This window comes from Jannaschia halovivens (assembly GCF_046452375.1).
GTDB classification, from domain to species: Bacteria; Pseudomonadota; Alphaproteobacteria; order Rhodobacterales; family Rhodobacteraceae; genus Jannaschia; species Jannaschia halovivens.
Map to the genome: position 1 here is coordinate 2,358,835 of NZ_JBKFDJ010000001.1, position 25,661 is coordinate 2,384,495.

The following is a 25,661-nucleotide window of genomic DNA, read 5'->3' on the forward strand; positions in this document are numbered from 1 at the left end:
GCTATCTCGGGCTCCATTCGCGGATTCTCAGGACGACCGATCCGGCACGCGTCGCGCTCTCGATCGGCTCAACGTCAAAATCCCACTCCCGCCGCGCCTCGTCCACCTCTGATCGCCAGCTTACGCCTTTCGGAAAGACGAGTGTCGCGTCCGTGCCAGCATGGCGGGTCGCATATCCCAGAAGGGTCGTCAGCGGTGCCAAAGCCCGTGCCGTGATCGTCGTAGCGGCTTGTGGGGGAGCCGTCTCGACACGATCCGCGATGATATCGCAGGACAACCCAAGCGATCGCCGCACGGTCCGCAAGAACTCGGCCTTGCGCCGATCCGATTCGATCAGGACGAGTGAGTCGAGGCGTTCAGTGCAGGCCAAGACCAGGCCGGGCAAGCCGCCACCGCTTCCCAGATCGACCCATGTTCCGTCCACCTTCCCGATCGAGAGTAACTCCAGCGAGTCGGCGATGTGACGGTCCCAGACGTCGTTCAATGTGGATGCGGAGACCAGATTAATCCGACTGTTCCACTTCGTAAGAAGCGCGACATAGTCCTCCAGCCGTGCCCGTGTTTCACGTGAAACATCGATTGAGGAGGTCATGCTGCGCGCTGATGTCGTCGAACGGTCGAAAGGATCAGGACGAGCGCGGCAGGAGTCATTCCTTCGAGACGCTCCGCGGATGCGATGTCGGCAGGCCGGATGCGGTTCAGCTTTTCCCGAAGTTCGCTTGTCAGACCCGAGACGGCGCTCCAATCGATGTCGGCGGGGATCGCCTGGCTTCGACCCTTCTCGACTGCTCGCATGTCGCTATCCACTCGGGAGAGATAGTTCGCGTAGACCGCCTCGCGCGCAACCTGACGCATCGCCTCCCGATCATCGCCTTCCGCCCAGACATTCTGAAGCAGCATATCGGCATCGATACCAGGCATGGCGAGACCGTCGAACACGCTGCGCATCTTCCGCCGAGATCCGACCGTTGCACCGCATTCGGCGAGGAGCTCGTCCGAAACACTCCGCTCGGAAAGCGCTTCGCGCGTCTTGTCGAGTGCGACCATTTTGAGATCGAACGTACTTCCGCGATCTTCGCTGACCACGCCAAGCGATATCGCATCGGGCGTGAGTCGTTGATCTGCATTGTCCGCACGCAGGTGAAGACGATGCTCCGCACGGGATGTGAACATACGATATGGCTCTGTCACACCGCGCGAGACGAGATCGTCGATCATAACACCGATATAGGATTGGTCCCGTCGGAACACGTACGGCTCGCGCCCCGATGCCGCCAATCCGGCGTTGAGACCCGCGACGAGACCCTGCGCCGCGGCTTCCTCGTATCCTGTCGTGCCGTTGATCTGCCCGGCCAGGTACAAGCCGGACAATCTGTCCAGCTCCAATGTCGGCCGCAATTCGCGGGGATCGACGTAGTCGTATTCGATGGCGTATCCGGGCTGCGCAATATCCGCACGCTCCAGGCCGCGGATGGTCCGGACATACGCCTCCTGTGCATCCAACGGGAGAGACGTCGAGATCCCATTCGGATAGATCACGTCGCCCGCAGCCGTCTCCGGTTCCAGGAAGATTTGATGCGACGGCTTATCGGTGAACCGGACGACCTTGTCTTCGATCGACGGGCAATAGCGCGGACCGACCCCGTCGATTGTTCCGCCATACATGGCCGACTCGCCCAATCGGTCACGGATGATCGCATGGGTGGCTTCGTTCGTATGGGTGATCGCACACGCGACCTGCGGGGCAGTCGGTCCATTCGAAAGGAAAGAGAACATCGTCGGCATCTGATCGCCCGGCTGCTCCTCCAACCCGTCCCAGTGAATCGAACTCGAGCGAAGGCGCGGCGGCGTGCCCGTCTTCAAGCGCCCGATGCGAAGGTCTAGGTCGCGCAGCCTGCTCCCCAACGCATTCGCGCCATCGGCCCCCATACGTCCGCCCGGCGTCTGCGCGCGCCCGATATGGATCACCCCACCCAGGAAGGTGCCGGTCGTCAGGATTACCGTTCTTCCCTGTACGATCCGGCCGTCGACCAACCGCACACCGTCGGCCGAGCCGGCATCGGCTCCGATGAGATCACCCACCTCGCCCAGCACCAACTCGATATTCTCGGCCGCTGCGATCTCCCTCGCCATCACGGCGCGGTAGATGTCGCGATCAATCTGTGCACGCGGACCTTGAACCGCTGGGCCCTTGCGCCGGTTCAGTAGGCGAAACTGAATCCCGGCCAGATCGGCCAGACGCCCCATGATGCCGTCGAACGCGTCGATCTCGCGGACAAGATGGCCCTTGCCCAGCCCCCCGATCGCCGGATTGCAGGACATTGTTCCGAGGTCGGATTCGCGCATCGTGACAAGCGCAACGCGACAGCCGAGCCGATGCGCGACATGCGCGGCCTCACAACCGGCGTGACCTCCACCGACCACCACGACATCGAACGCATCATGTTTCACGTGAAACACCTATTTTCCGATACAGAAGGACGAAAAGATTTCGCCAAGAACGTCCTCGACACCAATCGCGCCCGTAACCTGGCCCAACGTATCCGACGCCTCGCGCAGTCTTATCGCCAACAGTTCGGATTCGCCATCCGGGTTCGTGGCGATATCGTCGAGCTGCGAAAGGGAGCTTTCGAGGAGTTGGACGTCACGCAATCGTGTCGTCAGCCCGGCCGAGGCCACGCGTTGTGACAGACGGTCCGCAACATCCGCCAGGAAGGCATCAATACCTTCACGCGTAACCGCCGAAATGTCGCCGGTCTCCGAGATATCAGCCTTGCTGCGCAGGACAATGTCTGCTGTCGCGACCAGATCAGCGGCGACCTCGACCGTGTCGTCCAGCAACAAGACCCGCAGGTCGGCATCTGCGGCGCGACGGCGCGCGCGCTCGATGCCCGCCTGCTCGACACGATCCTCCGTCTCACGCAGCCCGGCCGTGTCGAGGAACGTCACGGGGACGCCGCGAAGGTCCATACGGACTTCGATGACGTCCCGCGTGGTTCCCGGAATCTCGGTCACGATCGATGCATCGGATCGAGATAACGCATTGATAAGAGACGATTTTCCGACGTTCGGCGCACCGATGATCGCCACTTCGAAGGACGATCGCAAGCGCCGAGCGGCTGTTGCACCCGCAATTTCGGCTGCGATCTCTTGTCGTACGGATCGAAGGAGTTCCTCGATCTCGGGCATCACGTCCACCGGCACGTCCTCGTCGGCGAAGTCGATGGTCGCCTCGATCAGTGCATGGGCCCGGATCATGCTGGCCCGCCAGCCCGTGATCCGATCGGAGAGCTCGCCGGTAAAGACCCGAAGAGCCTCGCGGCGCTGGGCCTCTGTCTCGGCTTCGATCAGGTCGGCCAACCCCTTCACTTGCGCAAGATCAAGACGGTCGTTCTCGAGCGCGCGCCGTGTGAACTCTCCTGGCTCCGCCAACCTGGCCGCGCCAGTCGCTGCAATGGCGTCGAGGACGGCGCGTACGATCGCGCGGCTGCCATGGAGCTGAAATTCGACGGTGTCTTCCCCGGTATAGCTCGCCCCGGCTTCGAAGCGGAGTACCAGCGCCTCGTCCAGAAGCCCGCCCGCACCATCCCTGAGGGGGACGAGCGTTGCCATCCGCGCCACGACGTCGCGGCCCGACAGCGCGCGCAGAATCGCAATACTGGCCGGTCCGGACACCCGGATTACGGCCAGCCCCGCCTTCCCCTCGGCAGTGGCGAGGGCGAAGATCGTATCTTCCGCCCCCACCATCGGGGGTCAGGAGTTCATGGAGTCGAAGAAATCCGAGTTGGTCTTCGTCTGCTTGAGCTTGCCAATCAGGAACTCGATCGCGTCGGTCGTGCCCATCGGGTTCAGAATGCGGCGCAGCACGAAGGTCTTCTGCAGGTCCTTCGGATCGACCAGCAGATCCTCTTTCCGGGTGCCGGATTTGAGGATGTCCATCGCCGGGAAGACGCGCTTGTCGGCCACCTTGCGGTCCAGGACGATCTCGGAGTTGCCGGTGCCCTTGAACTCCTCGAAGATCACCTCGTCCATGCGGCTGCCGGTATCGATCAGCGCGGTCGCGATGATCGTGAGCGAGCCGCCTTCCTCGATGTTCCGGGCCGCGCCGAAGAACCGCTTGGGCCGTTGCAGGGCGTTGGCGTCGACACCGCCCGTCAGGACCTTGCCCGAGGACGGAACGACCGTGTTGAAGGCCCGGCCCAGGCGCGTGATCGAATCGAGCAGGATGACGACGTCCCGCTTGTGCTCGATCAGGCGCTTGGCCTTCTCGATCACCATCTCCGAGACGGCAACGTGCCGAGTCGCGGGTTCGTCGAAGGTCGAGGAGATGACCTCGCCCTTCACCGACCGCTGCATGTCGGTGACCTCCTCGGGGCGCTCGTCGATCAGAAGCACCATGAGGTAGCATTCAGGGTGGTTCGTCTCGATGGACTTGGCGATGTTCTGCAGGAGCACCGTCTTACCTGTCCGCGGCGGTGCGACGATCAGCGCGCGCTGGCCCTTACCGATGGGCGAGACGAGGTCGATGATCCGGGCCGAGCGATCCTTGATCGTCGGATCCTCGATCTCCATCTTCAGCCGCTCGTCGGGATAGAGCGGGGTCAGGTTGTCGAAGCTGACCTTGTGCTTGGCCATCTCGGGATCGGCGAAGTTGATGCTCGTCACCTTGGTGATCGCGAAATAGCGCTCGTTGTCGTCGGGCGCCTGGATGATGCCGTCCACTGTGTCGCCCGTGCGCAGCGAGTGGCCGCGGATGACATCGGTGCTGACATAGATGTCGTCGGGGCCCGGCAGGTAGTTGGCCTCGGGGTTGCGCAGGAAGCCGAAGCCGTCCTGCAGCACCTCGAGCACGCCCTCGCCGGAAATCTCCCACCCTTCGTCCGCCCGCTCGCGCAGGATCGAGAACATCATCTCGCCCTTGCGCATGGTCGAGGCGTTCTCGATCTCGAGCTCCTCGGCCATCTCCACGAGATCCTTGGCAGCCATGGCCTTCAGGTCGCGCAGGTTCAGTTGGCCGGTCGGGCCATCGGTCTCGTCATGGGTGTCGTCGGTCTGGTGGTCGTCGCGCATCGGGCGGCCTCGCATGTGGCGACGCAGGCCGGGACTGGGCCTGCGGATCGGTCTGGAAACTGGAAAGCGGCGCATGGGCCAGGACGGCCCGCCGTTGCGACGTCAGCTAAGGCCCGCGCGCGCCCAAGTCAACGCGCTCAGAGCGGCTTGACGATCACCGCGACGACGATGACGAGGAGGAGCACCGTCGGAACCTCGTTCATCAGACGGTAGTGGCGGCCCGTGGCGCCGCCTCCATCGAGGAGGATCTTGCGCTGTCCGGCGCACCACATGTGGAACCATGTCATCGTCAAGACGCAGACCGCCTTGACCCAGGGCCAGACCTGCCCCCAGTCGATCCCGCCCATCGCGATCATCCAGAGGCCGAACACCCAGCTTGCGATCATGGCGGGGTTCATGATGCCCCGGAGCAGGCGACGCTCCATGATCTCGAGGACCGGCATCATGGCGGGGACGTCCCCGCGGCGTTCGACATGGTAGACGAATAGTCGCGGCAGATAGAAGAGCCCGGCCATCCACGCGATCACCGAGATCACGTGCCCCGCCTTCACCCAGAGATACACGTCCATGTCACGCCCCCGTCCGAACCCGTCCCCTCTTAAAGAAAGAAAGAAGAAAGAGAAGTTGTTGTGGTTGGGCGCCGTGGATAATGGGGATTAAACGATGATCCACATCGCGGGTGTTTCTGCACTGCGGCATGGCCCGGTCGCGTGCGTCCTGTGGACGACTCGGGGGCTTGACGCACGGGCCTTGGCGGATTCGCTGTGGAACGTCCTGGGGAGTGCGGTTGAGGCACGAGGTACAGGTCAGACCGCTCCACAGCTGGCGGTCCAACCGGTACCATCTGGAAAAGTTCCGTGGGTTCGGCGATAACCCGCCCGGTTGTCCCCCGCGTGCCACGACACCGGGTTTCCCACTGGCCCATCGACAGGGTTCTCCCGCGGGTTTCTCACAGATCGGTCCCCATGCTCGTCCTCGCCTCGACCTCCACGATCCGGCAGACCCTCCTGCGGAATGCCGGCGTTCCGTTCGACGCCGTGCCCGCCCGCGTCGACGAGGAGATGGTGCGCGACGCGCTTCGGGCCGAGGACGCGCCGCCCCGCGACGTCGCAGACACCCTGGCCGAGATGAAGGCGCTGCGGGTCCGGCGGCCCGGCCTGATTCTCGGCTGCGACCAGGTGCTGTCCTTCGAGGGGGAGGTGATCGGCAAGCCCGAGACGCCCGAGGCGGCCATCGCCCAGTTGGCCGCGATGGGCGGCAAGCGCCACAAGCTGCACAGTGCGGCGGTGATCGTCGAGGACGGCAAGCCGATCTGGCGTCACGTGGCGGATGTCACGATGACGATGCGCACCCCGAGTGCGGATTACCTCGCCGATTACGTCGCGCGGAACTGGGACGAGATTCGCCATTGTGCAGGCGGCTACATGCTGGAGGGTGAGGGCACGCGCCTGTTCCACCGTGTCGATGGCGACTACTTCGCCGTGCTCGGCCTGCCGCTGCTGCCGCTTCTGGGCTATCTCGTGACGCGGGGGGAGATTGCGGCATGACCATTCTGGCCGGCGTGATCGGCGATCCGATCGCCCAAAGCCGATCGCCCCGGCTGCACGGGCATTGGCTCGCGCGGTACGGGATCGACGGACAGTACATGCCGCTTCATGTGCGCAAGGACGATCTTGCGGAGACGCTTCGGCTCTTGCCGAGGCTGGGCTTTGCGGGGGTCAACGTCACCATTCCGCACAAGGAGGCCGCCTTCGCGCTGTCCGACGAACGGACCGCACGGGCCGAGGCGGCGGGTGCCGCGAACACGCTGGTCTTTCGGGACGGGCGGATCATTGCGGACAATACCGACGGGCTGGGCTTCGTCGCCTCTGTCCAGCAGGGCGCGCCGAACTGGCAGATGGATCGACCGGCGCTTCTCCTCGGGGCGGGCGGGGCCGCGCGCGGGATCTTGGCCGGGCTGTTGGCGGCGGGTCTCCCCGAAGTGCTCGTCGCGAACCGGACGGCGGACAAGGCCGTTGCACTGGCGGACCTGTTCCCCGGCAATGTCCGCGCCGTGCCGTGGGATCGCGCACCGGACGAGCTTGGCGGGATCGGTCTTCTGGCCAACACAACGAGCCTCGGGATGACCGGCCAGCCGCCCCTCGAGTTCGCGCTCGATCATCTGCCGCCCGAAGCCGTCGTGACCGACGTCGTCTACGCGCCGCTTCGGACCCAGCTTCTGGACCGGGCGGTGGCGCGCGGCCACGCGACGGTCGATGGGCTGGGGATGCTGCTCCACCAGGCCGTTCCGGGGTTCGAAGCGTGGTTCGGCGTGTGGCCCGAGGTCGACGACGCGCTCCGGGCGGCGGTCCTCGCATGACGATCCTCGGGCTGACCGGCTCGATCGGGATGGGCAAGTCGACCACCGCCGCGATGTTCGCCGAGGCGGGCATCCCCGTCTGGGATGCCGATGCGACGGTCCACAATCTCTATGCCGAAGGGGGCGCCGCGGTGCCCGCCATCGGCGCGGCCTTTCCCGGCACGACCCGCGCAGGCGCCGTGGACCGCGACGCCCTGCGTGCCATCGTGACGGCCGATGCCGCCGCGCTCGATCGATTGAACGCCATCGTCCATCCGCTCGTGGCCGAGGACCGGGCGGCGTTCCTGCGCGCGAGTTCGGGCCTCGTGGTGCTCGACGTGCCGCTTCTCTTCGAGACCGGGCTCGACGCAGCCTGTAACCGGATCGCCGTCGTCTCGGTCGATGCCGCGATCCAGCGCGCGCGAGTGCTGGAGCGTGGCGGCATGGACGCGGCCCAGCTCGATGCGATCCTCGCCCGCCAGATGCCCGATGCCGAGAAACGCGCGCGCGCCGACTACGTCATCGACACTTCCACCCTCGCGTCGGCGCGGGATATGGTGGCTACGATCATCGCGGAGCTGACATGAGAGAGATCGTCCTCGACACCGAAACCACCGGGTTCGAGCCGGAATCCGGCGACCGCATCGTCGAGATCGGCTGTGTCGAACTGGTCAACCACGTCGCCACAGGCGAGGTCTATCATCAGTACATCAACCCCGAGCGCAGCATGCCGCAGGGCGCGTTCGAGGTGCACGGCCTCGGCGACGATTTCCTCAAGGACCACCCGGTCTTCGCGCAGGTCGGGCAGGCCTTCCTGGATTTCATCGGCGACGCCAAACTGGTGATTCACAACGCCGCCTTCGACATGAAATTCCTCAACGCCGAGCTTGACTGGATGGGGCTGGCGCGGCTGCCCATGGATCGGGCGGTCGATACGCTGGCTATCGCGCGGTCGAAATTCCCCGGCTCGCCTGCGTCGCTCGATGCGCTCTGCCGCCGTTTCGGGATCGACAATGGCTCGCGGACCAAGCACGGCGCGCTTCTCGACAGCGAGCTTCTGGCCGAAGTCTATCTCGAACTGATCGGGGGCCGGCAACCAACCATGTCGCTGACGGCCGAGGCCGGACGCGACGATGCGCGCTCCGGGCCGTGGACGCCGATGCCGCGACCGACCCCGCTGGCGCCACGACTGACCGAGGCCGAGGCGGCGCGCCACGCGGCGTTCGTCGACGGGCTGGGCGACGACGCACTCTGGCGGCGCTAGCTCATCCGATCAGCTCGTCGGACTTGTCGTCGGTCTCGCCGAAGCGCTTGAGCGTGGCGGGGCGCGTGCCCTCGTAGACCCGGTCCAGGTTCTGCGAAATGCGCTCGTTCTCGCGCTCGAAGAGGCAGCGCCCCTCCATGTCCGAGGCGACGATGAACGGGCCCATCCTGTTGCACCGGATCACCCACATCGCCTGCGCCAGGCCCAGCTCCTCGTTCCAGTGCACGGCTTCGACGTTCTCGACACCGCGCCCCAAAAGCGCGCCGGTTCCGTAGCCCACGGTCGACAGGTAGATCGCGCCATTGGGCACGAAGTAGTTCCTATAGTCCTTCGACGACATGCCGCCCTTGCCGATCACGAGCTTTGCACCTGACTTCGCCAGCCATTCCGGCAGCCATTTGGCGAAGCGGAACGAGGCCGTGGCGGTGACGGCCCCCATTTCGAACGTCCCGTCGGGATTGATCCGGGCGGCCGGGGAGCAGTGGAAATTGGCCGCGCTTTCGGACGGCAACTCCATCGGAATGTTGGCCTTGTCCTCGAGCGCGCGCTTATAGACGCCCTCGCGCGCCGTATACATCAGCCCGTCGAGATAGACGATGTCGCCGAGGCGCAGCTCGGCCAGCGCCTCGGGCGTCGGCGTCGTGGACAGACGGATCTCGCGCGGGCTCATGCGGCGTACTCCTGAAGGATGCGGTCGGTATCCCGGCCGAAGGTCGGCGCGGGGTCGAGGCGGTCTGACGTCCAGTCCGCGCGGATCGGCAGCGTGGGCACGCGAACGGTTTCGTCCAGCTCCGGAACGGGCAGGTCGGCCCAGCCGGTGCTGGAGGCCATCAGCGGATGTTCGAGGCAGTCCGCCAGCGTCAGGACCGGACCGGCGGGCACGTCGGCCCCCGCCAGGATCGCGTCCCAGTCTGCGGCCGCGCGGGTCGCGAAGATCGCCGGCAGGTTGGCGGGGTCGCCTGTGCCCAGGGCGGCCTGCATCCGCGCGACCTGCGCCGGGGTGTTCGCCGTCACGACGAGCTGTCCTTCGGCACAGTCGAACCGCCCCGACCACGGCGTGTCGGAAAAGGCGCGGTTGCCGTCCAGCCCTCGCAGCGCACCGGTCGTCTGGTGGTTCACGGCGAAGGCCCCCATCAACCCGGTGATCGCGTCGAGCATCGAGACGTGGATGCGCTGGGCCTCCGGGCGCTTCGCCCGGCGCAGGAGCGCGGCGAGAATGGCGGAGACGAGCGCCTGTCCCGCGACGTAGTCGACGATCGGAAGGCCGACGCGCAACGGGCCGGAGTTCGCGTCGCCCGTCATCGCCATCAGGCCGCTCACCCCTTGCAGGATGTGGTCATAGGCAGGCCGGTTGGCGAGCGGTCCCTCCTCGCCGAAGCCCGAAAGCCCCGCATGGACGATCCCGGGGTTTACGGCACGCACGGCCTCGAATCCGAGGCCGAGGCGGTCGATCACACCGGGCCGGAAGTTCTGGACCAGCACGTCGGCCCGCGTGGCGATACGGAGCGCGGCGGCGCGTCCCTCCTCGGATTTCAGGTCAAGCGTGACGGATTCCTTGCCCGCGTTCTGGCTGAGGAAGCTCGCGCCCAGCCCGGCTGCCCGCATCGCGTCGGAGCCGCCATGCCGCCGGACGAAATCGTCGCCATCGGGCCGCTCGACCCGGATGACTCGCGCGCCCATCATCCGCAGCTGCCCGGTCGCAAAGGGCCCGGCGAGGACGTGGGTGAAATCGAGGATCGTGACGCCGTCCAGCGGCGCCGTCATTCCGCTGCCTCCAGTGCGGGCATCTCCCACTCGACGGTCTCGCGCCGCTGGTAGTCGGTGAACCAGTCGGGATCCGTGCGATGCTCGACGCGGCCATCGGCGTGGATGCGCGCCACGGCGCGGCGCGACGACAGGCAGAAGGCGTGGACCGACATCTGCATGCCCCCCGTGTGGCAATAGCCGACCTCAATATGGGCATCGATCACCATCGACTTGCCCACAAAGCCCATCGCACCCATGCCGATCGAATTGCCCAGCTCCTTCAGCTCCAGCTCCAGCGCGGCGATCTTCGGGTCGCTGTTGCGGTCGCCGACGGTGCGAAGGCAGGCCGCGCGCTTGCCCAGCACCATGCAGGTGTCCTTGCAGCCGCCCAGCCCGATCCCGATGATCGCCGGCTGACAGGCGAGGCCGCGCTTGCCGAACGCCACGAGGCTGTCGAGATAGAACCGCTTGATCCCCTGGATGCCGTCCGACGGGAAGAGCATCCGGTAATCCGTCCCGAAGAGTCCGCCCTTGTGAACCGTGATGAGGTCGATCCAGCCACCCTCGCCTGCGCGATGCGGCTCGTACCCGTATTCGATCTCGGGCGCGCCGATGCCGACGTTGTTGTCGTGATCCGTCCGCCAGAGCGGATGCACCCGGTTGGGCCGCAGCGGCACGCCGTTGGTCGCGTTCGCGGTGGCCCGGCGGAGCGCCGCCTCCAGCGCGATCGGCCCGCCCTCGACCGTCGTATCGTTGGCCATCTTTACGTACCAGCGCGGCGTGCCGGTATCGCCGCACATGGCGCGGCGGTCTTCCTTCGCGGCCTCGTAATTTTCCAGCATCGCCTTCAGCACGAAGGAGGAAAGGTCCCCCTCCTCGTCGGCCGCCGCGGCCTGAAGGCCCGTCAGGTAGTCGTCCGGGATCTCGATCGCCGCCTTGTCCATCAGCGTCTCGGCGGTGCGCTGGATCAGGTCGATGGGGATCATGGCTCAGGCTCCTTGCAGGGCGCGGTCGGGGCGCAGGTGGGCGATGTCACGGGGCATGTCGCGCCCGGTCAGCGGCGCGGCAATGCAGGCGGCGATGATGGGTGCGAGGGTCAGGCCGGAATGGGTGACCGCGACCGACAGGTCGTCGCGGTCCGGCCACCGCCCTAGAAGCGGCAAGCCGTCCGAGGGGATCGGGCGGGTGCGGGCGATCCGGTCTGCAACGCGCAGGTCGGGCAGGTCGAAGAGGGTCGCGACATGGGCGGTCGCCTCGGCCGCGATCAGGTCGTCGGCATCGCCGGTCCCGGTGGCCAAGCTCGACGCGATCAGGAACGCGCCGTCGTCGCGCTGCCAGAAATCGTAGGACGGCGTCGCGAAGACCGCGTCCGAGACCGGGCGACCGGGGGTCGTGCGGATCAGGAGGCCGGGCTTGCCCGCGACCTGAAGATCGAGCCCCGCCGTCGCAAGAAGGGCCGACGCGCCCTCGCCCGCGGCCACGACGGTATGGTCGGCGTCGAGCGTCGTTCCGTCGTCAAGACGAAGGGTGCCTTGTCCGAGGGCGACGGCCTGGCCGGGCAGATGCGTGGCGCCCGCGGCCTCGGCCCGCGCGCGCAGCCAGAGCAATATGAGGGTCGGGTCGGCGCAGCCCTCGTCCGCGACGAAGAGGCCCGTTTCGGGCGGATGGCGCAGGCCCGGCGCGACGGCGGCGATACCCGCCTCGTCCATCCGCGCGACGGGACAGCCGAGCGCGCGCAGACGGGCCGCCGTCGCGGCATTCGCGTCCGGGCCCCAGAACAGCGATCCGCCGAAGCGCACCGGCGCCCCCGCCCCGGCCCAGTCGCGCCACCCGGCCAGGGCTGCGCGGCGCAATCGCACATAGCCCGGATCGGTGGCGGTCGAGGCGTTGAGCCAGGCCAGCGATCCGACCGATGCGGTTCGCGCGTCCCCTTCGGGTGCCACGACCCGGACCGTCCGTCCCGCACGCGCCAGGTCGCCCGCGATGGCCCAGCCGAGGACGCCGCCGCCCACGACGAGGATCGTGCCGCCGGTCATTCCGCCGCCGCGACCAGCGTGGCCGGTTCTCCTTCGGGAAGGATCGTCTCGCCCGGTCGCACGATGGTGAACTGCACCGGCTCGCGCGTGACCTCCACCGCATCGCCCGCGCGCCGCGCGACGGTGAAGTAGCTTTCGTCCAGATCCCCCGCCTCGGGGAAATCCTCTCGGAAATGGGCACCGCGCGAGTTCTCGCGGGCCAACCCCGCGCGCGCGATCACGTCCGACACGTCGGTCAGGGACGCCATGTTCAGCCAGTCGTGCCATGTCAGGTTGAAGGCGAGGTTCGCGCCGTCCACGCCCGTCTCGGCCAGTTCCGCGCGCAGTTCGGCCACGCGGTCGACGCCGCGCCGCATCCCCCCGGCGGTGCGCATGACGCCGACCTCCTCCCACATCGCCTCCTGCAATGCGTGGCGCAGGCTCTGGATATGACCGGGTGGCCTCGCCAGCGGTGCCATCGCGCGCGCGATCTCGGCGTCAAGCACGACGGGGTCCGGATCGCGCAGGGACATCGCCGCCACGTCGCGCCCCATCACATCGCCCGCGACCCCGCCATAGACCGTGGAGTTGGCGACGCCGTTGCCGCCCAGCCGGTTCGAGCCATGCGCACCGCCCGCGTCCTCGCCCGCGACATAGAGGCCGTGGAGCGCCGTGCGCGTGTCGGCATCCACAACGACGCCGCCCATGAAGTAATGCGCGGTCGGCACCACCTCCACGAGGCCGCCGGCAAGGTCGAACCCGCTATCGGCGCAGCGCTTGACCATGCCCGCGAACTTGGCTCGCACCTTGTCCGGCCCCAGATGCGCCATCGAGATGAAGACGCCGACCTGTTCGGGGTCGTTGGCCTTGCGCATCTCGGCATAGATGCCCCGGCTGACGACGTCGCGCGTCGCGCGTTCGCCCTTGGGGTCGTAGTCATACATGAAGCGCTGGCCCGAATGACTGATGAGCTGGCCGCCCGCGCCGCGCAGCCCTTCCTCCAGAACGGTGCCCGTCATCTTGGTGTGGTCGCCCGCCAGGAGACCCGTCGGGTGGAACTGCACCATCTCCATGTCGCGCAGGGGCAGCCCCGCGCGCAGCGCCATCGCCAGGCCGTCCATCGTCTTGTCGCCCGAGGGCGTGTGGTACTTGTACATGGTCGGGCCGCCGCCCGTGCCCATCATCACGCATTTCGCGCGCACCAGCCGAAAGCGCCCGGTGCGCATGTCGATCATCAGCACCCCGGCAAGTGACGCGCCGTCCGCCGTCGGGATCAGGCCGATGGCACGATGCTCCTGCAGCTTCTCGATGGGGCGCGACAGCACCTGCTCCATCAGCCGGTTGATGATCTCGATGCCCGTCAGATCGCCCTTGTGAACGGTGCGGTCGGCGGTCTGGCCCGCGAAGGCCTTGTGATGCAGCGAGCCGTCGCCGTTCCGGTCGAAGAAGCACCCGACCTCGTTCTCCAACTCGCGCACGCGGACGACCGCCTCTTTGCAAAGCTTCCACGCCATGTCCTGATCGGGCAGCCATTTGCCGCCCTCGATTGTGTCCATGAAATGCCGCTCGACGCTGTCGCCGGGGCCGAGCGCGACATTGTAGCCGCCCTGCACCATCCGGGTGCAGCCGCATTTCCCGATCAGGCCCTTCACGGCCATGGTGATCTTGGTGCCCGGCGGCGCACTCTGTTGCGCATGGAGCGCGGCGAACATTCCCGCGCCGCCCGAGCCGAGGATGAGGATATCGGTGTCGTGTCGATCGATCTCGGGCATGGGTCAGATCGCCTGCATCAGGAAGGTGGTCGAGACGAGGAACGAGAGCGCGGTCGCCCCCGCCGCCAGCGTCTTCTGTCGCGGGGTCCAGGGCAGCCATTCGAGCGCCAGCAGGCGCAGTCCGCCGAACATGTGGACCGCAAGCCCGAAGACCAGCGCGAACTCGGCCAGCTTGACCGCCGGATTTTCGGTCAGGGCGAGGAACCGATCCAGCCGTTCGGGCGCGGTCAGGGCCTGCGCCAGCACAAGGAAATGGACGGGCAGGAACAGCGCCAGCGCCAGCCCCGAGACGCGATGCACGAGATAGGCCCACCACAGCGGATGATTGCGATACCTCACGGCCAGGTCACCGCGATCACTGACCAACCGCCGAGGGCCAGAAGGATCGCGCCCGCGCCCCACATCAGTGCCTCGAGCCGGGCGCCGGACCACCCCGCCAGCTCATGTGTGATCACACGAAGGCCGATGGCCGCGTGGATCGAAACAGCAAGGACGAACCCACCGTAGAACAGGAACCAGCCAGCGGAGCCCTGGGTCCGCCCGAGGATCTCGGCCGAGGTCACGCCGCCGCGGATCGCGTAGATCATCACCCCGAGATGGACGAGCACGAAGGGCGCCATCACAAGCGCCGTCACCCGCTGCGCGATATAGAGCCTAACGTTGAGCATTTCGCCCTTTCAACGCCCGTTTCATCGTCTCGCGCTTGAGACCCGCGATGGCTTGCATGGGGTTCAGATCGTTCGGGCAATGCACGGCGCAGGACCCCTGGCTGTGGCAGTTGTGGCAGCCGCCCGTGCCCGACACCGCATCCAGGATCGCGTCCCCACCCGCGTCCTTGGCGTCGTTCCAGAGTGTCCAGGCCCTCTGCAGCGCCGCAGGCCCGAGGTAGTCCGCATTGCCCGCCACCGTGTCGCAGGCCGCGTAGCAGATCGAGCAGTTGATGCATTCGATCCCGGTATTCGCCTCGACCCGTGCCGCGCTGGCCGGGTCGATTGGGACGACATCGTCGTCGCGGCTTCGGCTGGGGTGATGAACGGCTTCGGCGGCGACCCACTTGTCGAAGAACGGATCCATGTCGGTCGCGAGGTCTTTCAGGACGGGCAGGTTCCGCAAGGGGCCGATCTCGACCACGCCATTGCCCGAGACCTTGTCGATATGGGTCCGGCAGGTCCATCGCGGTACGCCGTTCACCATCATCGCGCAGGATCCGCACATCCCCACCCGGCAGGCATAGCGATAGGTCAGCGTCGAATCGGCGTTCTGCTGAACCCAGGCCACGACATCGAGCACGGTCTGGTTGGCGCGTGCGGGCACGGCATGGGCCTCGTATCCGCCGCCCGTAGGGCCACCCCGCCAGATGCGCACGTCGAGCGTCGCATCGCCCTCGTCGATGGTGTCGCGCACGCTGCCCTCCCACGCCGTGCCCGACAATCTAGAGACGCGTTCACCTAACCGGAAGCCACAAATCCTGACGTGACCCGTAAGGCTGTCTTACAAAACCGGCAGGCGCTGTTCCGTCAGCTCGACCCAGTAGGAGCAGCCGATCGGGATGATCTCGTCGTTGAAATCGTATTCCGGATGGTGAAGCCCCGCCGAGGGACCGTTGCCGATCTGGATGTAGGCGCCGGGGCAGGCGCGCAGCATGTAGGCGAAGTCCTCGCCGCCTGTGGTGCGCGGCGCCTCCATGTTCACGGCGCCCGCGACCGCGCGCGCAGCGTCCCCCGCGTGTCCCGTCTCGGTCGCGTGGTTCTCCATCACGGGATAGGGTTCCTCTTCGAAATGGAAGGCGGCGGTGGCGCCATAGGCCGCGGCGGTCGAATCGATCACGCGGCGCAGGTCGGCGAGGGCCTTCTCGCGGGTCGTCTCGTCGAAGCTGCGGATCGTGCCACGCAGCGTGGCGGCGTCCGGGATGACGTTGAACGCCTCGCTGTCGGTGCGGAAGGCCGTGACCGAGATCACCAGCGGCTGCTGCGGGTCGGTGTTGCGGCTCACGACGGATTGCACCGCCAGCACGATGGCCGAGGCGGCCAGCGTCGTGTCGATCGTACCGTTGGGTCGCGCCGCATGCCCGCCCTTGCCGCGCACGTCGATGCGGAAGCTGTCGACGGCGGCATAGAAGGGACCGGGCCGGATCGCGAACTGCCCCATGGGCACCAGCGGCGAGTTGTGCATGCCGTAGATCTCGGTGATGCCGAACCGCTCGATCAGGCCGTCCCGCACCATCGCCTCGGCCCCGGCGCCCCCCTCCTCGGCGGGCTGGAAGACCAGTGCCACGGTGCCGTCGAAGGCGCGCGTTTCCGCCAAGTGCTTCGCCGCGCCCAGCAGCATGGTCGTGTGCCCGTCATGGCCGCAGGCATGCATCTTGCCGGGTATGGTGCTGGCATGGGCGGCCCCCGTCGCCTCGGCGATGGGAAGGGCGTCCATATCGGCGCGCAGCCCGATGACGCGCCCCGGATCCTCGGCCGATCGTCCGCGCCCGTGGATCAGCGCGACGACGCCCGTGCGCCCGATGCCTTCGTGGATCGCATCGACGCCGGCGGCCCGCAGACCCTCGACCACGCGCCCGGCGGTGCGCTCGACGTCGTATTGCAGCTCGGGATGCATGTGCAGGTCGTGCCGGAACGCGGTGAGTTCGGGCAGGAGATTGGCGAATCGGTTGCGGACGGGCATGGGACACCTCTGGTCGGGACGGCTCCGAGCGTGCCGTGACGCCGCGCGGAAGGGAAGGGTCGGGAACGGGCTTGCCCCCGCGCGGCCCGGCAGCGCAACTGCGGCATGGACGATCTGACCGCCGGATTGCTCCGGGCCGTGCAGTTGGTGCTGACGCTGGATCCGGAACTGATCGAGATCACGCTGCGCTCGCTGCAGGTGACGCTGACCGCGCTCGCCATCGGATGCGTGATCGCGATGCCGCTGGGCGCGTGGCTGGCGGTGCGGCGGTTCCGCGCGCGGCGCCTGGTGATCGCGGTGATGAACGCGCTGATCGGGTTGCCCCCCGTGGTCGTCGGCCTCGTCGTGTACCTGATGCTGTCGCGGTCTGGGCCGTTCGGGGTGCTCGACCTGCTGTTTACGCCGACGGCCATGATCATCGCGCAGGTCGTCATCATCACGCCGCTGGTCGCCAGCATCGCACACCAGGCGATGCGCGATCTCTGGGTGGATTACCACGATCTCCTGATTTCGCTGAATGCGACGCGGGCGCAGCGGGTCGGGGCGATCCTGCGTGACGGGCGCCGCGCCCTGCTGACGGCGGCGCTGGCCGGGTTCGGCCGGGCCATCGGCGAGGTCGGGGCGATCATGATCGTCGGTGGCAATATCGACGGCATGACCCGCGTGCTGACCACCGCGATCGCGCTCGAGACCGGGCGCGGGGACTTCGCCTTGGCGCTGGCGCTGGGGATCGTCCTGATCGTGCTGTCGCTGGCGGTCTCGGGGCTGAGCCATTGGGCGCTCCGGACCGAAGCGCGGGGACGGTGGTGAGCGTCCTGCCCCTGACCTTGCGCGCGGCGTCAGGCCGGCGGCGTGGCCAGACCGTCGTGGGGCCTGTCGACCTGACGATCGGGGCCGGCGGGATCACCTGCGTCATCGGGCCGAACGGGTCGGGCAAGACGGCGCTCCTGCGGCTGATGCACGGGCTCGACCGGGCGCGGGGCGATGTCGGCTGGGCCGTCCCGACGGAGCAGGCGCGGGGCGCGCAGGCCTACGTCTTCCAGCAGCCGACGGTCCTGCGCCGCAGCGTCGGGGCGAACCTTGCCTACCCGCTGCGCCTGCGCGGTGTCGGTCGTGCCGAGGCGACGGATCGCGCCCGTGCCCAAGCCACCCGCTTCGACCTTGACGCGCTGCTCGATCAATCCGCGCCGTCGCTGTCGGGCGGCGAGGCGCAGCGCCTGGCGCTGGCCCGGGCCCTGATCGCCGCCCCCGAGATCGTCTTCGCGGACGAGCCCTGCGCCGCGCTCGACGGCCGCGCCACCCGCGCCATCGAGACCCGCCTGACCGAGGCGGCGGCATCGGGCACCACGCTGGTCGTCGCCACCCACGACATGGGGCAGGCGCGGCGCATCGCGGACCGGGTGATCTTCCTTCTGCACGGGCGCATCCACGAGGATGCGGCCGCCGATGCCTTCTTCGCCGCCCCCGCCACGCCCGAGGCGCGGGCCTTTTTGCGCGGGGATATCGTCGAATGATCCGTATTCTTCTCGCGCTCCTGTCGCTCACCCAACCTCTCCAAGCCGAGCCGCTGCGGCTGGCCGTGACGACCTCCTTCAACAATTCCGGCCTGGCCGACCACCTCCTGCCCGCGATCCGCGAGGAGACGGGGCTCGAGGTGGCGCTCCTGGTGGTCGGAACGGGTCAGGCGTTGCGGCTCGGGGCGGCGGGGGATGTCGATGCCGTGCTGGTTCACGACGCCGCCGCCGAAGCCGCCTTCGTGGCCGCGGGACACGCAACCCATCGGCGCGAGATCATGTATAACGATTTCGTCCTGATCGGTCCCGCGTCCGACCCGGCGGGCCTGCGCCACGCGGCAAGCGCCCGCGACGCGCTCGCCGCCATCGCCCGGACCGAAACGCCCTTCGTCAGCCGGGGCGACGACAGCGGGACCCACAAGGCCGAGCTTCGCCTCTGGGACGCCGCGGGGATCGAGCCGGACGGGCCGTGGTATCGCCCCGTCGGTGCCGGCATGGGCGCCGCGCTCAACACCGCGACGGCGATGCGGGCCCATATCCTGTCGGACCGGGCAAGCTGGCTGAACTTCGGCAATCGTGCGGGGCTGGCCATCCTCTTCGAGGGCGATCCAGCACTTTTCAACCAATACGCGTTCCTGCCGGTGAACCCCGCGCGCCATCCCCATGTCGATGCGGCGGGGGCCGTGCAGCTCGAGGACTGGCTCGTCTCCGACCGCGCGCGCGCCCTGATCGACGGGCACCGGATCGCGGGCGCGGCCACGTTCACGTGGAATGCCGTGCGCTGAGGTCGCACCCGTAACGTCCCTGTTCCAATTCCGTCGCGGATATGTCGTTATCGGGCGATTGCAGGTGTTTGCCCTTCGGTGGCGGACCCGCATGACGACGACCGCGACGATCCGGCCTGACTGAAATGGACCGGGCGCGCCCACAGGGAGAAACCAATGATCAAGACGACCACACTCGGTCTGGCGCTCGCGCTGCCGCTGACCGCCGGGGCCGCGCTGGCCGACGGCCATGGCTGCGGCGAGGTGTCCATCACCGAGATGAACTGGGCTTCGTCCGCCGTGGTGACGGCGGTGTCCAAGTTCCTGATGGAACAGGGCTACGGCTGCACGGTGAACAGCATTCCGTCCTCGACCAACCCCGCGATCACGTCGGTCGCCGAGACGGGCGAGCCGGACATCCTGACCGAACTCTGGGTCAACGCGGCGCCGGTCTACGACCGCCTCGCGGCCGAAGGAAAGGTCGAGCCCCTGACCGAAGTGCTGTCGGATGGCGGCATCGAGGGATGGTGGGTGCCGACCTACGTGGTCGAGGCCAACCCCGAGGCGGCGACGCTGGAAGGCATCCTCGCCAATCCCGAACTGGTCGGGAACCGCTTCCACCAGTGCCCGGACGGTTGGGCCTGCAAGACGGTGAACATGAACAACCTTGCCGCCGCGGGCACCGAAGCCGCCGGTATCGAGACCTTCGTGCACGGCTCGGGCGAGACGATGGCGACCTCCATCGCCGCCGCCTTCGAGAACGAGGAGCCGTGGTTCGGCTATTACTGGGCGCCGACCAGCGTGCTCGGCAAGTACCCGATGACCCTCGTGGACGTGGGCGAGTTCGACGCCGAGGCGCATACCTGCAACGCGCTCGACCCGTGCCCGGACCCGGCCCTCTCGGCCTATCCGCGCGGCAAGGTACTGACCGTAGTGACGGCCGACTTCCGGGACAACAACCCCGAGGTCACCGAGCTGATGCGCAACGTATCGTTCACCAACGCCCAGATGGGCGAGGTGCTGGCCTGGCAGGAGGACAACTCCGCCTCGGCCGAAGAGGCCGCGGTCTACTTCCTGACCAACTATAAGGACGTGTGGCCCAACTGGCTGAACGACGACGCCCGCGAAAAGCTGGCGGCGATCATTCAGTAGGCACGCGATGGACGGGCCGGGGGGCGACCTCCGGCCCGATCCACATCCGGGGGACGGAACGATGGCATATTACGACGGCGCGTTCGACGCGCTCGGCTTGCGCGACTGGTGCGACGGGGGCGACGACGGCGGACCGATGAGCATGGCGGACCTGCTCGCGCGGTCGGGCAACGTCCAGGAGGGACCGGCGCTGCCGTTCCCCTCGCTCGACGAGCTGCACAAGGCCTGCAACGCCGTGCCGCGCACGCGTGAGATGACCAACGGCGTCGAGACCGCCTTCCTCGAGGCCAAGGACGCGCTCAAGTTCGTCCTCGACCCCATCACCCAGCCCCTGTCCTGGATGCTGGACGGGGCGCTCGATCTCTTTACCTGGATGCCGTGGTGGATCCTGATCCCCGGCCTCATCGCGCTCTGCTGGTGGGTGTCGCGCAGCATCGGCGTCACGATCTTCGTGGCGCTCAGCTTCCTGTTCCTCGGCGTAATCGACCATCTCGACGTGGCGATCCAGACGCTGTCCATCATCTTCGTCTGCACCGGGCTCTGCGTGGTACTCGGCGTGCCCATCGGCATCGCGATGTCCAAGTCCGACCGGCTGCAACGCGCGACGATTCCCGTGCTCGACCTGCTTCAGACGCTGCCCAGCTTCGTCTACCTGATCCCGCTGATCTTCCTCTTCTCGGTGACCGAATCCAAACTCTACGGCATCGCGATCATCCTCTATGCCATCGTGCCGGTCGTGCGTCTGACCGATCTCGGGATCCGCCTCGTGGACCGCGACGTGATCGAGGCGGCGGACGCCTTCGGCATGACGCCGCGCCAGAAACTTTGGAAGGTGGAGGTGCCGCTGGCGCTCCCCAACATCATGGCGGGCGTGAACCAGACGATCATGATGTCGCTGGCGATGGTGGTGATCGCGTCGCTCGTCTCGGCGCCGGGCCTCGGGGTCCTCGTGCTGCGCGGCATCCGCAATCTCGAACTGGGCGTCGGCCTCGTGGCCGGTCTCGGGATCGTGCTCCTGGCGGTGATGCTGGACCGGGCCTCCAAGGCCGCATTGGCGCGCGTCGACGTGTCGAGGAGTGTGAAATGAAGACCTCGCGCCAAGGCACGCCCCAAGTCCGGATCGACGGGCTCTACAAGATCTTCGGCCCGCAATCGAAGGCGATGATGACCCAGGTCCGCGGCGGCATGGGCAAGCCGGAGCTTCTGGCCGAGCACAATCACGTGCTGGGGCTCCAGGACATCGATGTCGACATGTGGGCGGGCGAGATCACCGTCGTCATGGGCCTGTCGGGATCGGGCAAGTCGACCCTGATCCGGCACCTGAACCTGCTGATCGAACCGACGGCGGGCGTCGTCGAGGTGGATGGCGTCGACGTCACGTCGCTGAACGAAGACGATCTCCGCGAGATGCGGCGCAAGAAGATGTCGATGGTCTTCCAGAAGTTCGCGCTCCTGCCGCATCGCACGGTGCTCGGCAACGCTGCCATGCCGCTCGAAGTGCAGGGCATCGATCAGGAGACGCGCGAGGCGGAGGGGCGCAAATGGCTCGCCCGCGTGGGGCTCGCCGGCTACGAGGATCGCTATCCGCACCAGCTCTCGGGCGGGATGCAGCAGCGCGTCGGCATCGCCCGCGCGCTGACCTCGAACTCGGACATCATGCTGATGGACGAGGCGTTCTCGGCCCTCGACCCGCTGATCCGGACCGACATGCAGGACCTGCTGCTGGAGTTGCAGGCGGAACTGCACAAGACGGTCGTGTTCATCACCCACGACCTCGACGAGGCGCTGAAGCTGGCGGACCATCTGGTAATCCTGAACGACGGCGCAGTGGTCCAGCAGGGCGAGCCGCAGGATATTCTCCTGAACCCGGCCGATCCCTACATCGAGGACTTTGTGAGCGACATCAATCGCGCCCGCGTGCTGCGCGTCCGCTCGGTCATGCACCAGACGCCGACGGGGCGCGAGGTTGCGGGGGATGTCGATGCGAATGCCACGCTCGAAAGCCTGATCGCCGAGTCGGGAGGAGAGACCGACCGCGCCTATCGGGTCATGCTGGACGGGCGTCCCGTGGGCGAGATCGACATGGCCGACCTCGTCCGTGCGCTGGTGCCGCGCGTGTCCGAAGGGGCCGCGCGGGCGAGCTGAGGCCGGGCCGGGGGCCAGCCCCCGGACCCCCGAGGTATTTCCGGCCAGAGGATCGCAGACCGGGCGATCCTCGATGCGCGGTCAGCGCTGCGAAACCCGCCAGTCCGGGTGAATCCACGGCTCGGCGTTCGAGGCGGGCAGGCGGCGGCCCAGGATGTGGTCCGACGCCTTTTCACCCACCATGATCGACGGCCCATTGAGGTTGCCGTTGGTGATGCGCGGGAAGATCGAGCTGTCCGCGAGGCGCAGGCCCTCGACCCCGATCACCCGGCACTCCGGGTCGACCACTGCGCCCGGATCGTCCGCGGCACCCATCCGGCAGGTGCCGCAGGGGTGATAGGCGCTCTCGGCATGCTCGCGGATGGCCGCGTTCAGCTCGCCGTCGGATTGCACGGCCTCGCCCGGCTGGATCTCGTGGCGCCGGTAGGGCGCGAAGGCGGGCTGGGCGAAGATCTCGCGCGTCAGACGGATACAGCGCCGGAACTCGGTCCAGTCGTCGGGATGGCTCATGTAGTTGAAGCGGATGCGGGGTGCATCGGTCGGGTCCGCCGAGCGCAGGGTGACGTCGCCACGCGAAGTCGAGCGCATCGGCCCGACATGCGCCTGGAACCCGTGCCCTTCGGCCGCGGCCTGCCCGTCATAGCGTACGGCGAGCGGGAGGAAGTGGAACTGGATATCCGGGTATTCGATGCCCGCTTCAGACCGAATGAAGCCGCAGCTTTCGAAGTTGTTGGTCGCCCCCGGCCCCGTTCGCGTGAACAGCCAGCGCGCGCCAACATAGGCCTTGCCCAGAAGGTTCCAGTAGCGAAACAGCGTGACGGGCTGACTGGCCGCCATCTGGACATACATCTCGAGGTGATCCTGCAGGTTTTGCCCGACGCCCGCGCGGTCGGCACGCGATTCGATCCCGTGCTCGGCCAGATGCGCGCCCGGCCCGATGCCGGACAGCATCAGGAGCTTCGGCGAGTTGATCGCCCCCGCCGCCAAGACCACCTCGGCGCGGGCGCGGACGATCCGACCCCCGGCCAGGACCACCCCGACGGCACGATGGCCGTCGAACAGGATACGCTCGGCCAGCCCATGCACCACTTCGCAGCGCTGGGTCGCGCGCGCGGGTTTCAGGTAGGCGTTCGCCGCCGACCAGCGTCGGCCTTTCCAGACCGTCTGCTCGAAAGGGCCGAACCCCTCCTGCTTCTCGCCGTTGTAGTCGTCTGTCGTCTCGTACCCGGCCTGCCGACCAGCTTCGACGAAGGCTCTGTACAAGGGATTTTCGCGGGTACCCCGGCTGACATGCAGCGGCCCGTCCGTCCCGCGCCAGTCGGGATCGCCACCATGGCCACCATCGTGCCAGCTTTCCATTCGCTTGAAATAGGGAAGCACGTCGGCATGGCGCCAACCCGCCGCGCCCATTTCGGCCCAGTGATCGAAATCCCGCGCATGGCCCCGCACATAGACCATCCCGTTGATGCTGCTCGACCCGCCGATCACCTTGCCGCGCGGCGTCGCGAGGCGGCGTCCGCCGAGATGGGGCTCGGGCTCGGAGGCATATCCCCAGTCGTAGCGCGCCATGTTCATCGGAAAGGACAGCGCGCCCGGCATCTGGATCAGCGGACCCGCATCGGTGCCGCCATGCTCGATGACAAGGACGGAGCGGCCCGCCTCGGCCAGCCGGTAGGCCATGGCGCAGCCGGCGCTGCCCGCGCCGACGATGACGTAATCGGCTTCCATGTCAGTAGGCCGCCTCGACCGGGCCCATGCCGACATAGACACTCTGGATCTCGGTGAAATGGTCCATCGCCGCGCGCGCATTCTCGCGACCGATGCCCGAGGCTTTCGAGCCGCCGAACGGCAGCCCGGCGGGCGTCAGGTTGTACTGGTTGATCCAGCAGGTCCCGGCCTGCAATTGCCGCACGATGCGATGCGCCCGCGCGAGATCGCGCGTGAACAGACCGGCGGACAGGCCGAACGGAGTCGCATTGGCGCGGGCGACGACCTCGTCCTCGTCCTCGAAGGTCAGCACGGACATGACCGGGCCGAACACCTCCTCGCGCACGACCTGCATGTCGTCGGTCAGGTCGGTCAGTACGGTCGGCGCGATCCACCACCCTTCGCGGTCGATACGGTGGCCGCCCGTCACCACGCGCGCGCCCTCGTTCTTTGCCATCTCGAGGTAGCGCAGCACAATCCGCGTCTGTGCCTCCGTCGTCATGGGTCCGAAGTTCGTGTTCTCATCGAGTGGATCGCCCGTAATCACACCGTCGAGGCGGGCCGTCAGGCGCTCGAGAAAGGCGTCCCGTAGTCCGGCCTGCACGAAGACCCGGGTCCCATTGGAGCAGACCTGCCCGGATGAATAGAAATTCGCGTTGATCGCCCCCGAGACCGCGTCGTCCAGATCGGCATCGTCGAACAGAATCAGGGGCGATTTGCCGCCCAGTTCCAGCGTCACCTGCTTCAATTCGCCCGCCGCCGTCGCGGCGACCTTGCGCCCCGTCGGCACCGATCCGGTGAGCGACACCTTGGCGACGCGCGGGTCGGTCGTCAGCGCCGCGCCGACCGCGCCCAAGCCCTGAATGACGTTGAACAGACCATTCGGAAGACCCGCTTCGCACAGGATCTCTGCGATCTTCAGGGCGCAGAGCGGCGTCGCCTCCGAGGGTTTGAACACCATCGCGTTGCCGGTCGCGAGTGCTGGCGCGCCCTTCCAGCAGGCGATCTGCGTCGGGTAGTTCCACGCGCCGATCCCGACGCAGACGCCCAGCGGCCGCCGGATCGTGTAGGCCCAGTCGGTTCCGAAGCTCATCTGCGTGCCGGTGTGATCGACCGCCAGCCCGCCGAAATACTCCAGCGCCTCGGCACCTGATGCCGCGTCGGCCACCAGCGTCTCCTGGAGCGGCTTTCCGGTGTCGAGCGTTTCCAGTTCGGACAATTCGCGGTTCCGGTCACGGATCAGGTCCGCCGCCCGCCGCAGGATGCGCCCGCGCGTCGCGGGGTCTGTCGTCGCCCATTCGATCTGCGCGCGCGCGGCCGAAGCCAGCGCGCGGTCCACGATCTCGGGCGTCGCGGCATGGACGGTCGCGATCGTCTTGCCGGTCGCTGGATAGATCACCGGGATCGGGGTGCCGGCCGTGTCGTCGACATAGGCCCCGTCGATGAAATGGCTGGCGATGGGCTGGGCTTCGGGTCGGGCCATGATGCTGCGACGCCTCCTTCG

General features: G+C 67.4%; 26 protein-coding genes. 10 read left to right on the top strand and 16 right to left on the bottom strand.

Annotated elements, in window-relative coordinates; all coding sequences use genetic code 11:
- Nucleotide 1: 1 nt before the first annotated feature.
- The 5 genes from rsmG to ACK8OR_RS11990 form a co-directional block, all read right to left on the bottom strand.
- Nucleotides 2–592 carry a 16S rRNA (guanine(527)-N(7))-methyltransferase RsmG gene (gene rsmG / locus ACK8OR_RS11970; RefSeq protein ID WP_410189612.1) on the bottom strand — a complete coding sequence of 197 codons (591 nt, stop codon included), beginning with the start codon at nucleotides 590–592 and terminating at the stop codon, nucleotides 2–4.
- A complete protein-coding gene (gene mnmG, locus ACK8OR_RS11975) occupies nucleotides 589–2,460 on the bottom strand; it encodes a tRNA uridine-5-carboxymethylaminomethyl(34) synthesis enzyme MnmG (protein WP_410189613.1) in 1,872 nt (623 codons plus the stop codon). Before mnmG ends, rsmG begins: the two co-directional genes overlap by 4 nt.
- Complete coding sequence (mnmE, locus tag ACK8OR_RS11980) at nucleotides 2,461–3,747, bottom strand: tRNA uridine-5-carboxymethylaminomethyl(34) synthesis GTPase MnmE (protein WP_410189614.1); 1,287 nt, start codon at nucleotides 3,745–3,747, stop codon at nucleotides 2,461–2,463.
- A 6-nt stretch (nucleotides 3,748–3,753) separates the two neighbouring features.
- A complete protein-coding gene (gene rho / locus ACK8OR_RS11985; RefSeq protein WP_410189615.1) occupies nucleotides 3,754–5,070 on the bottom strand; it encodes a transcription termination factor Rho in 1,317 nt (438 codons plus the stop codon).
- Between the two features lie 137 nt (nucleotides 5,071–5,207).
- A complete protein-coding gene (locus ACK8OR_RS11990) occupies nucleotides 5,208–5,639 on the bottom strand; it encodes a CopD family protein (RefSeq protein WP_410189616.1) in 432 nt (143 codons plus the stop codon).
- A 396-nt stretch (nucleotides 5,640–6,035) separates the two neighbouring features.
- On the opposite strand from ACK8OR_RS11990, the gene ACK8OR_RS11995 reads away from it, so the two are divergent.
- Genes ACK8OR_RS11995 through dnaQ form a run of 4 tightly spaced genes read left to right on the top strand, consistent with a single transcriptional unit; the run spans nucleotide 6,036 to nucleotide 8,672 of the window.
- Complete coding sequence (locus ACK8OR_RS11995) at nucleotides 6,036–6,617, top strand: Maf family protein (RefSeq protein ID WP_410189617.1); 582 nt, start codon at nucleotides 6,036–6,038, stop codon at nucleotides 6,615–6,617.
- Nucleotides 6,614–7,429, top strand: a complete 816-nt coding sequence (locus ACK8OR_RS12000) for a shikimate dehydrogenase (protein ID WP_410189618.1) — start codon at nucleotides 6,614–6,616, stop codon at nucleotides 7,427–7,429. The genes ACK8OR_RS11995 and ACK8OR_RS12000 overlap by 4 nt, the downstream gene beginning before the upstream one ends.
- On the top strand, nucleotides 7,426–7,995 hold the full coding sequence (gene coaE, locus ACK8OR_RS12005; RefSeq protein ID WP_410189619.1) for a dephospho-CoA kinase: 570 nt from the start codon (nucleotides 7,426–7,428) through the stop codon (nucleotides 7,993–7,995). The genes ACK8OR_RS12000 and coaE overlap by 4 nt, the downstream gene beginning before the upstream one ends.
- A complete protein-coding gene (gene dnaQ, locus ACK8OR_RS12010; RefSeq protein ID WP_410189620.1) occupies nucleotides 7,992–8,672 on the top strand; it encodes a DNA polymerase III subunit epsilon in 681 nt (226 codons plus the stop codon). The genes coaE and dnaQ overlap by 4 nt, the downstream gene beginning before the upstream one ends.
- A 1-nt stretch (nucleotide 8,673) precedes the next feature.
- On the opposite strand, the gene ACK8OR_RS12015 is transcribed toward dnaQ, so the two are convergent.
- From ACK8OR_RS12015 to ACK8OR_RS12055, 9 genes are all read right to left on the bottom strand, one after another.
- The gene (locus tag ACK8OR_RS12015) at nucleotides 8,674–9,342 is read right to left on the bottom strand and encodes a fumarate hydratase C-terminal domain-containing protein (protein ID WP_410189621.1); all 669 of its coding nucleotides are present in this window, start codon (nucleotides 9,340–9,342) and stop codon (nucleotides 8,674–8,676) included.
- The gene (locus ACK8OR_RS12020) at nucleotides 9,339–10,436 is read right to left on the bottom strand and encodes a CaiB/BaiF CoA transferase family protein (protein WP_410189622.1); all 1,098 of its coding nucleotides are present in this window, start codon (nucleotides 10,434–10,436) and stop codon (nucleotides 9,339–9,341) included. Before ACK8OR_RS12020 ends, ACK8OR_RS12015 begins: the two co-directional genes overlap by 4 nt.
- The gene (locus ACK8OR_RS12025) at nucleotides 10,433–11,404 is read right to left on the bottom strand and encodes a fumarate hydratase (RefSeq protein ID WP_410189623.1); all 972 of its coding nucleotides are present in this window, start codon (nucleotides 11,402–11,404) and stop codon (nucleotides 10,433–10,435) included. Before ACK8OR_RS12025 ends, ACK8OR_RS12020 begins: the two co-directional genes overlap by 4 nt.
- Before the next feature lie 3 nt (nucleotides 11,405–11,407).
- Nucleotides 11,408–12,454, bottom strand: coding sequence for an NAD(P)/FAD-dependent oxidoreductase (locus tag ACK8OR_RS12030; RefSeq protein ID WP_410189624.1), 1,047 nt, complete (start codon nucleotides 12,452–12,454; stop codon nucleotides 11,408–11,410).
- A complete protein-coding gene (locus tag ACK8OR_RS12035) occupies nucleotides 12,451–14,205 on the bottom strand; it encodes an L-aspartate oxidase (RefSeq protein WP_410189625.1) in 1,755 nt (584 codons plus the stop codon). Before ACK8OR_RS12035 ends, ACK8OR_RS12030 begins: the two co-directional genes overlap by 4 nt.
- Nucleotides 14,206–14,208: 3 nt before the next feature.
- Nucleotides 14,209–14,544: a succinate dehydrogenase, cytochrome b556 subunit gene (sdhC, locus tag ACK8OR_RS12040; RefSeq protein ID WP_410189626.1), complete on the bottom strand. Its 336-nt coding sequence runs from the start codon at nucleotides 14,542–14,544 to the stop codon at nucleotides 14,209–14,211.
- A complete protein-coding gene (locus tag ACK8OR_RS12045; RefSeq protein WP_410189627.1) occupies nucleotides 14,541–14,873 on the bottom strand; it encodes a succinate dehydrogenase in 333 nt (110 codons plus the stop codon). The genes sdhC and ACK8OR_RS12045 overlap by 4 nt, the downstream gene beginning before the upstream one ends.
- Nucleotides 14,860–15,609, bottom strand: coding sequence for a succinate dehydrogenase/fumarate reductase iron-sulfur subunit (locus ACK8OR_RS12050; RefSeq protein WP_410189628.1), 750 nt, complete (start codon nucleotides 15,607–15,609; stop codon nucleotides 14,860–14,862). The genes ACK8OR_RS12045 and ACK8OR_RS12050 overlap by 14 nt, the downstream gene beginning before the upstream one ends.
- Before the next feature lie 87 nt (nucleotides 15,610–15,696).
- Nucleotides 15,697–16,875: an amidohydrolase gene (locus ACK8OR_RS12055; protein ID WP_410189629.1), complete on the bottom strand. Its 1,179-nt coding sequence runs from the start codon at nucleotides 16,873–16,875 to the stop codon at nucleotides 15,697–15,699.
- A 105-nt stretch (nucleotides 16,876–16,980) separates the two neighbouring features.
- Here ACK8OR_RS12055 and ACK8OR_RS12060 point away from each other — a divergent pair, with 105 nt between their 5' ends.
- The 6 genes from ACK8OR_RS12060 to ACK8OR_RS12085 all read left to right on the top strand — a co-directional run bounded on the left by ACK8OR_RS12060 (nucleotide 16,981) and on the right by ACK8OR_RS12085 (nucleotide 22,450).
- Nucleotides 16,981–17,685 carry an ABC transporter permease gene (locus ACK8OR_RS12060; RefSeq protein ID WP_410189630.1) on the top strand — a complete coding sequence of 235 codons (705 nt, stop codon included), beginning with the start codon at nucleotides 16,981–16,983 and terminating at the stop codon, nucleotides 17,683–17,685.
- A complete protein-coding gene (locus ACK8OR_RS12065) occupies nucleotides 17,679–18,389 on the top strand; it encodes an ATP-binding cassette domain-containing protein (protein ID WP_410189631.1) in 711 nt (236 codons plus the stop codon). Before ACK8OR_RS12060 ends, ACK8OR_RS12065 begins: the two co-directional genes overlap by 7 nt.
- On the top strand, nucleotides 18,386–19,174 hold the full coding sequence (locus tag ACK8OR_RS12070; RefSeq protein ID WP_410189632.1) for an ABC transporter substrate-binding protein: 789 nt from the start codon (nucleotides 18,386–18,388) through the stop codon (nucleotides 19,172–19,174). The genes ACK8OR_RS12065 and ACK8OR_RS12070 overlap by 4 nt, the downstream gene beginning before the upstream one ends.
- A 159-nt stretch (nucleotides 19,175–19,333) precedes the next feature.
- A complete protein-coding gene (locus ACK8OR_RS12075; protein ID WP_458363907.1) occupies nucleotides 19,334–20,305 on the top strand; it encodes an ABC transporter substrate-binding protein in 972 nt (323 codons plus the stop codon).
- A gap of 61 nt (nucleotides 20,306–20,366) precedes the next feature.
- Nucleotides 20,367–21,392, top strand: coding sequence for an ABC transporter permease (locus tag ACK8OR_RS12080; protein ID WP_410189634.1), 1,026 nt, complete (start codon nucleotides 20,367–20,369; stop codon nucleotides 21,390–21,392).
- Nucleotides 21,389–22,450, top strand: a complete 1,062-nt coding sequence (locus ACK8OR_RS12085) for a quaternary amine ABC transporter ATP-binding protein (RefSeq protein WP_410189635.1) — start codon at nucleotides 21,389–21,391, stop codon at nucleotides 22,448–22,450. The genes ACK8OR_RS12080 and ACK8OR_RS12085 overlap by 4 nt, the downstream gene beginning before the upstream one ends.
- Before the next feature lie 81 nt (nucleotides 22,451–22,531).
- Here ACK8OR_RS12085 and betA read toward each other — a convergent pair whose 3' ends face one another.
- Both betA and betB read right to left on the bottom strand, forming a co-directional pair.
- Entirely contained in the window at nucleotides 22,532–24,178 is a 1,647-nt protein-coding gene (betA, locus tag ACK8OR_RS12090) for a choline dehydrogenase (protein WP_410189636.1), read from the bottom strand.
- Between the two features lies 1 nt (nucleotide 24,179).
- Nucleotides 24,180–25,640: a betaine-aldehyde dehydrogenase gene (betB, locus tag ACK8OR_RS12095; RefSeq protein WP_410189637.1), complete on the bottom strand. Its 1,461-nt coding sequence runs from the start codon at nucleotides 25,638–25,640 to the stop codon at nucleotides 24,180–24,182.
- Nucleotides 25,641–25,661 lie beyond the last annotated feature (21 nt).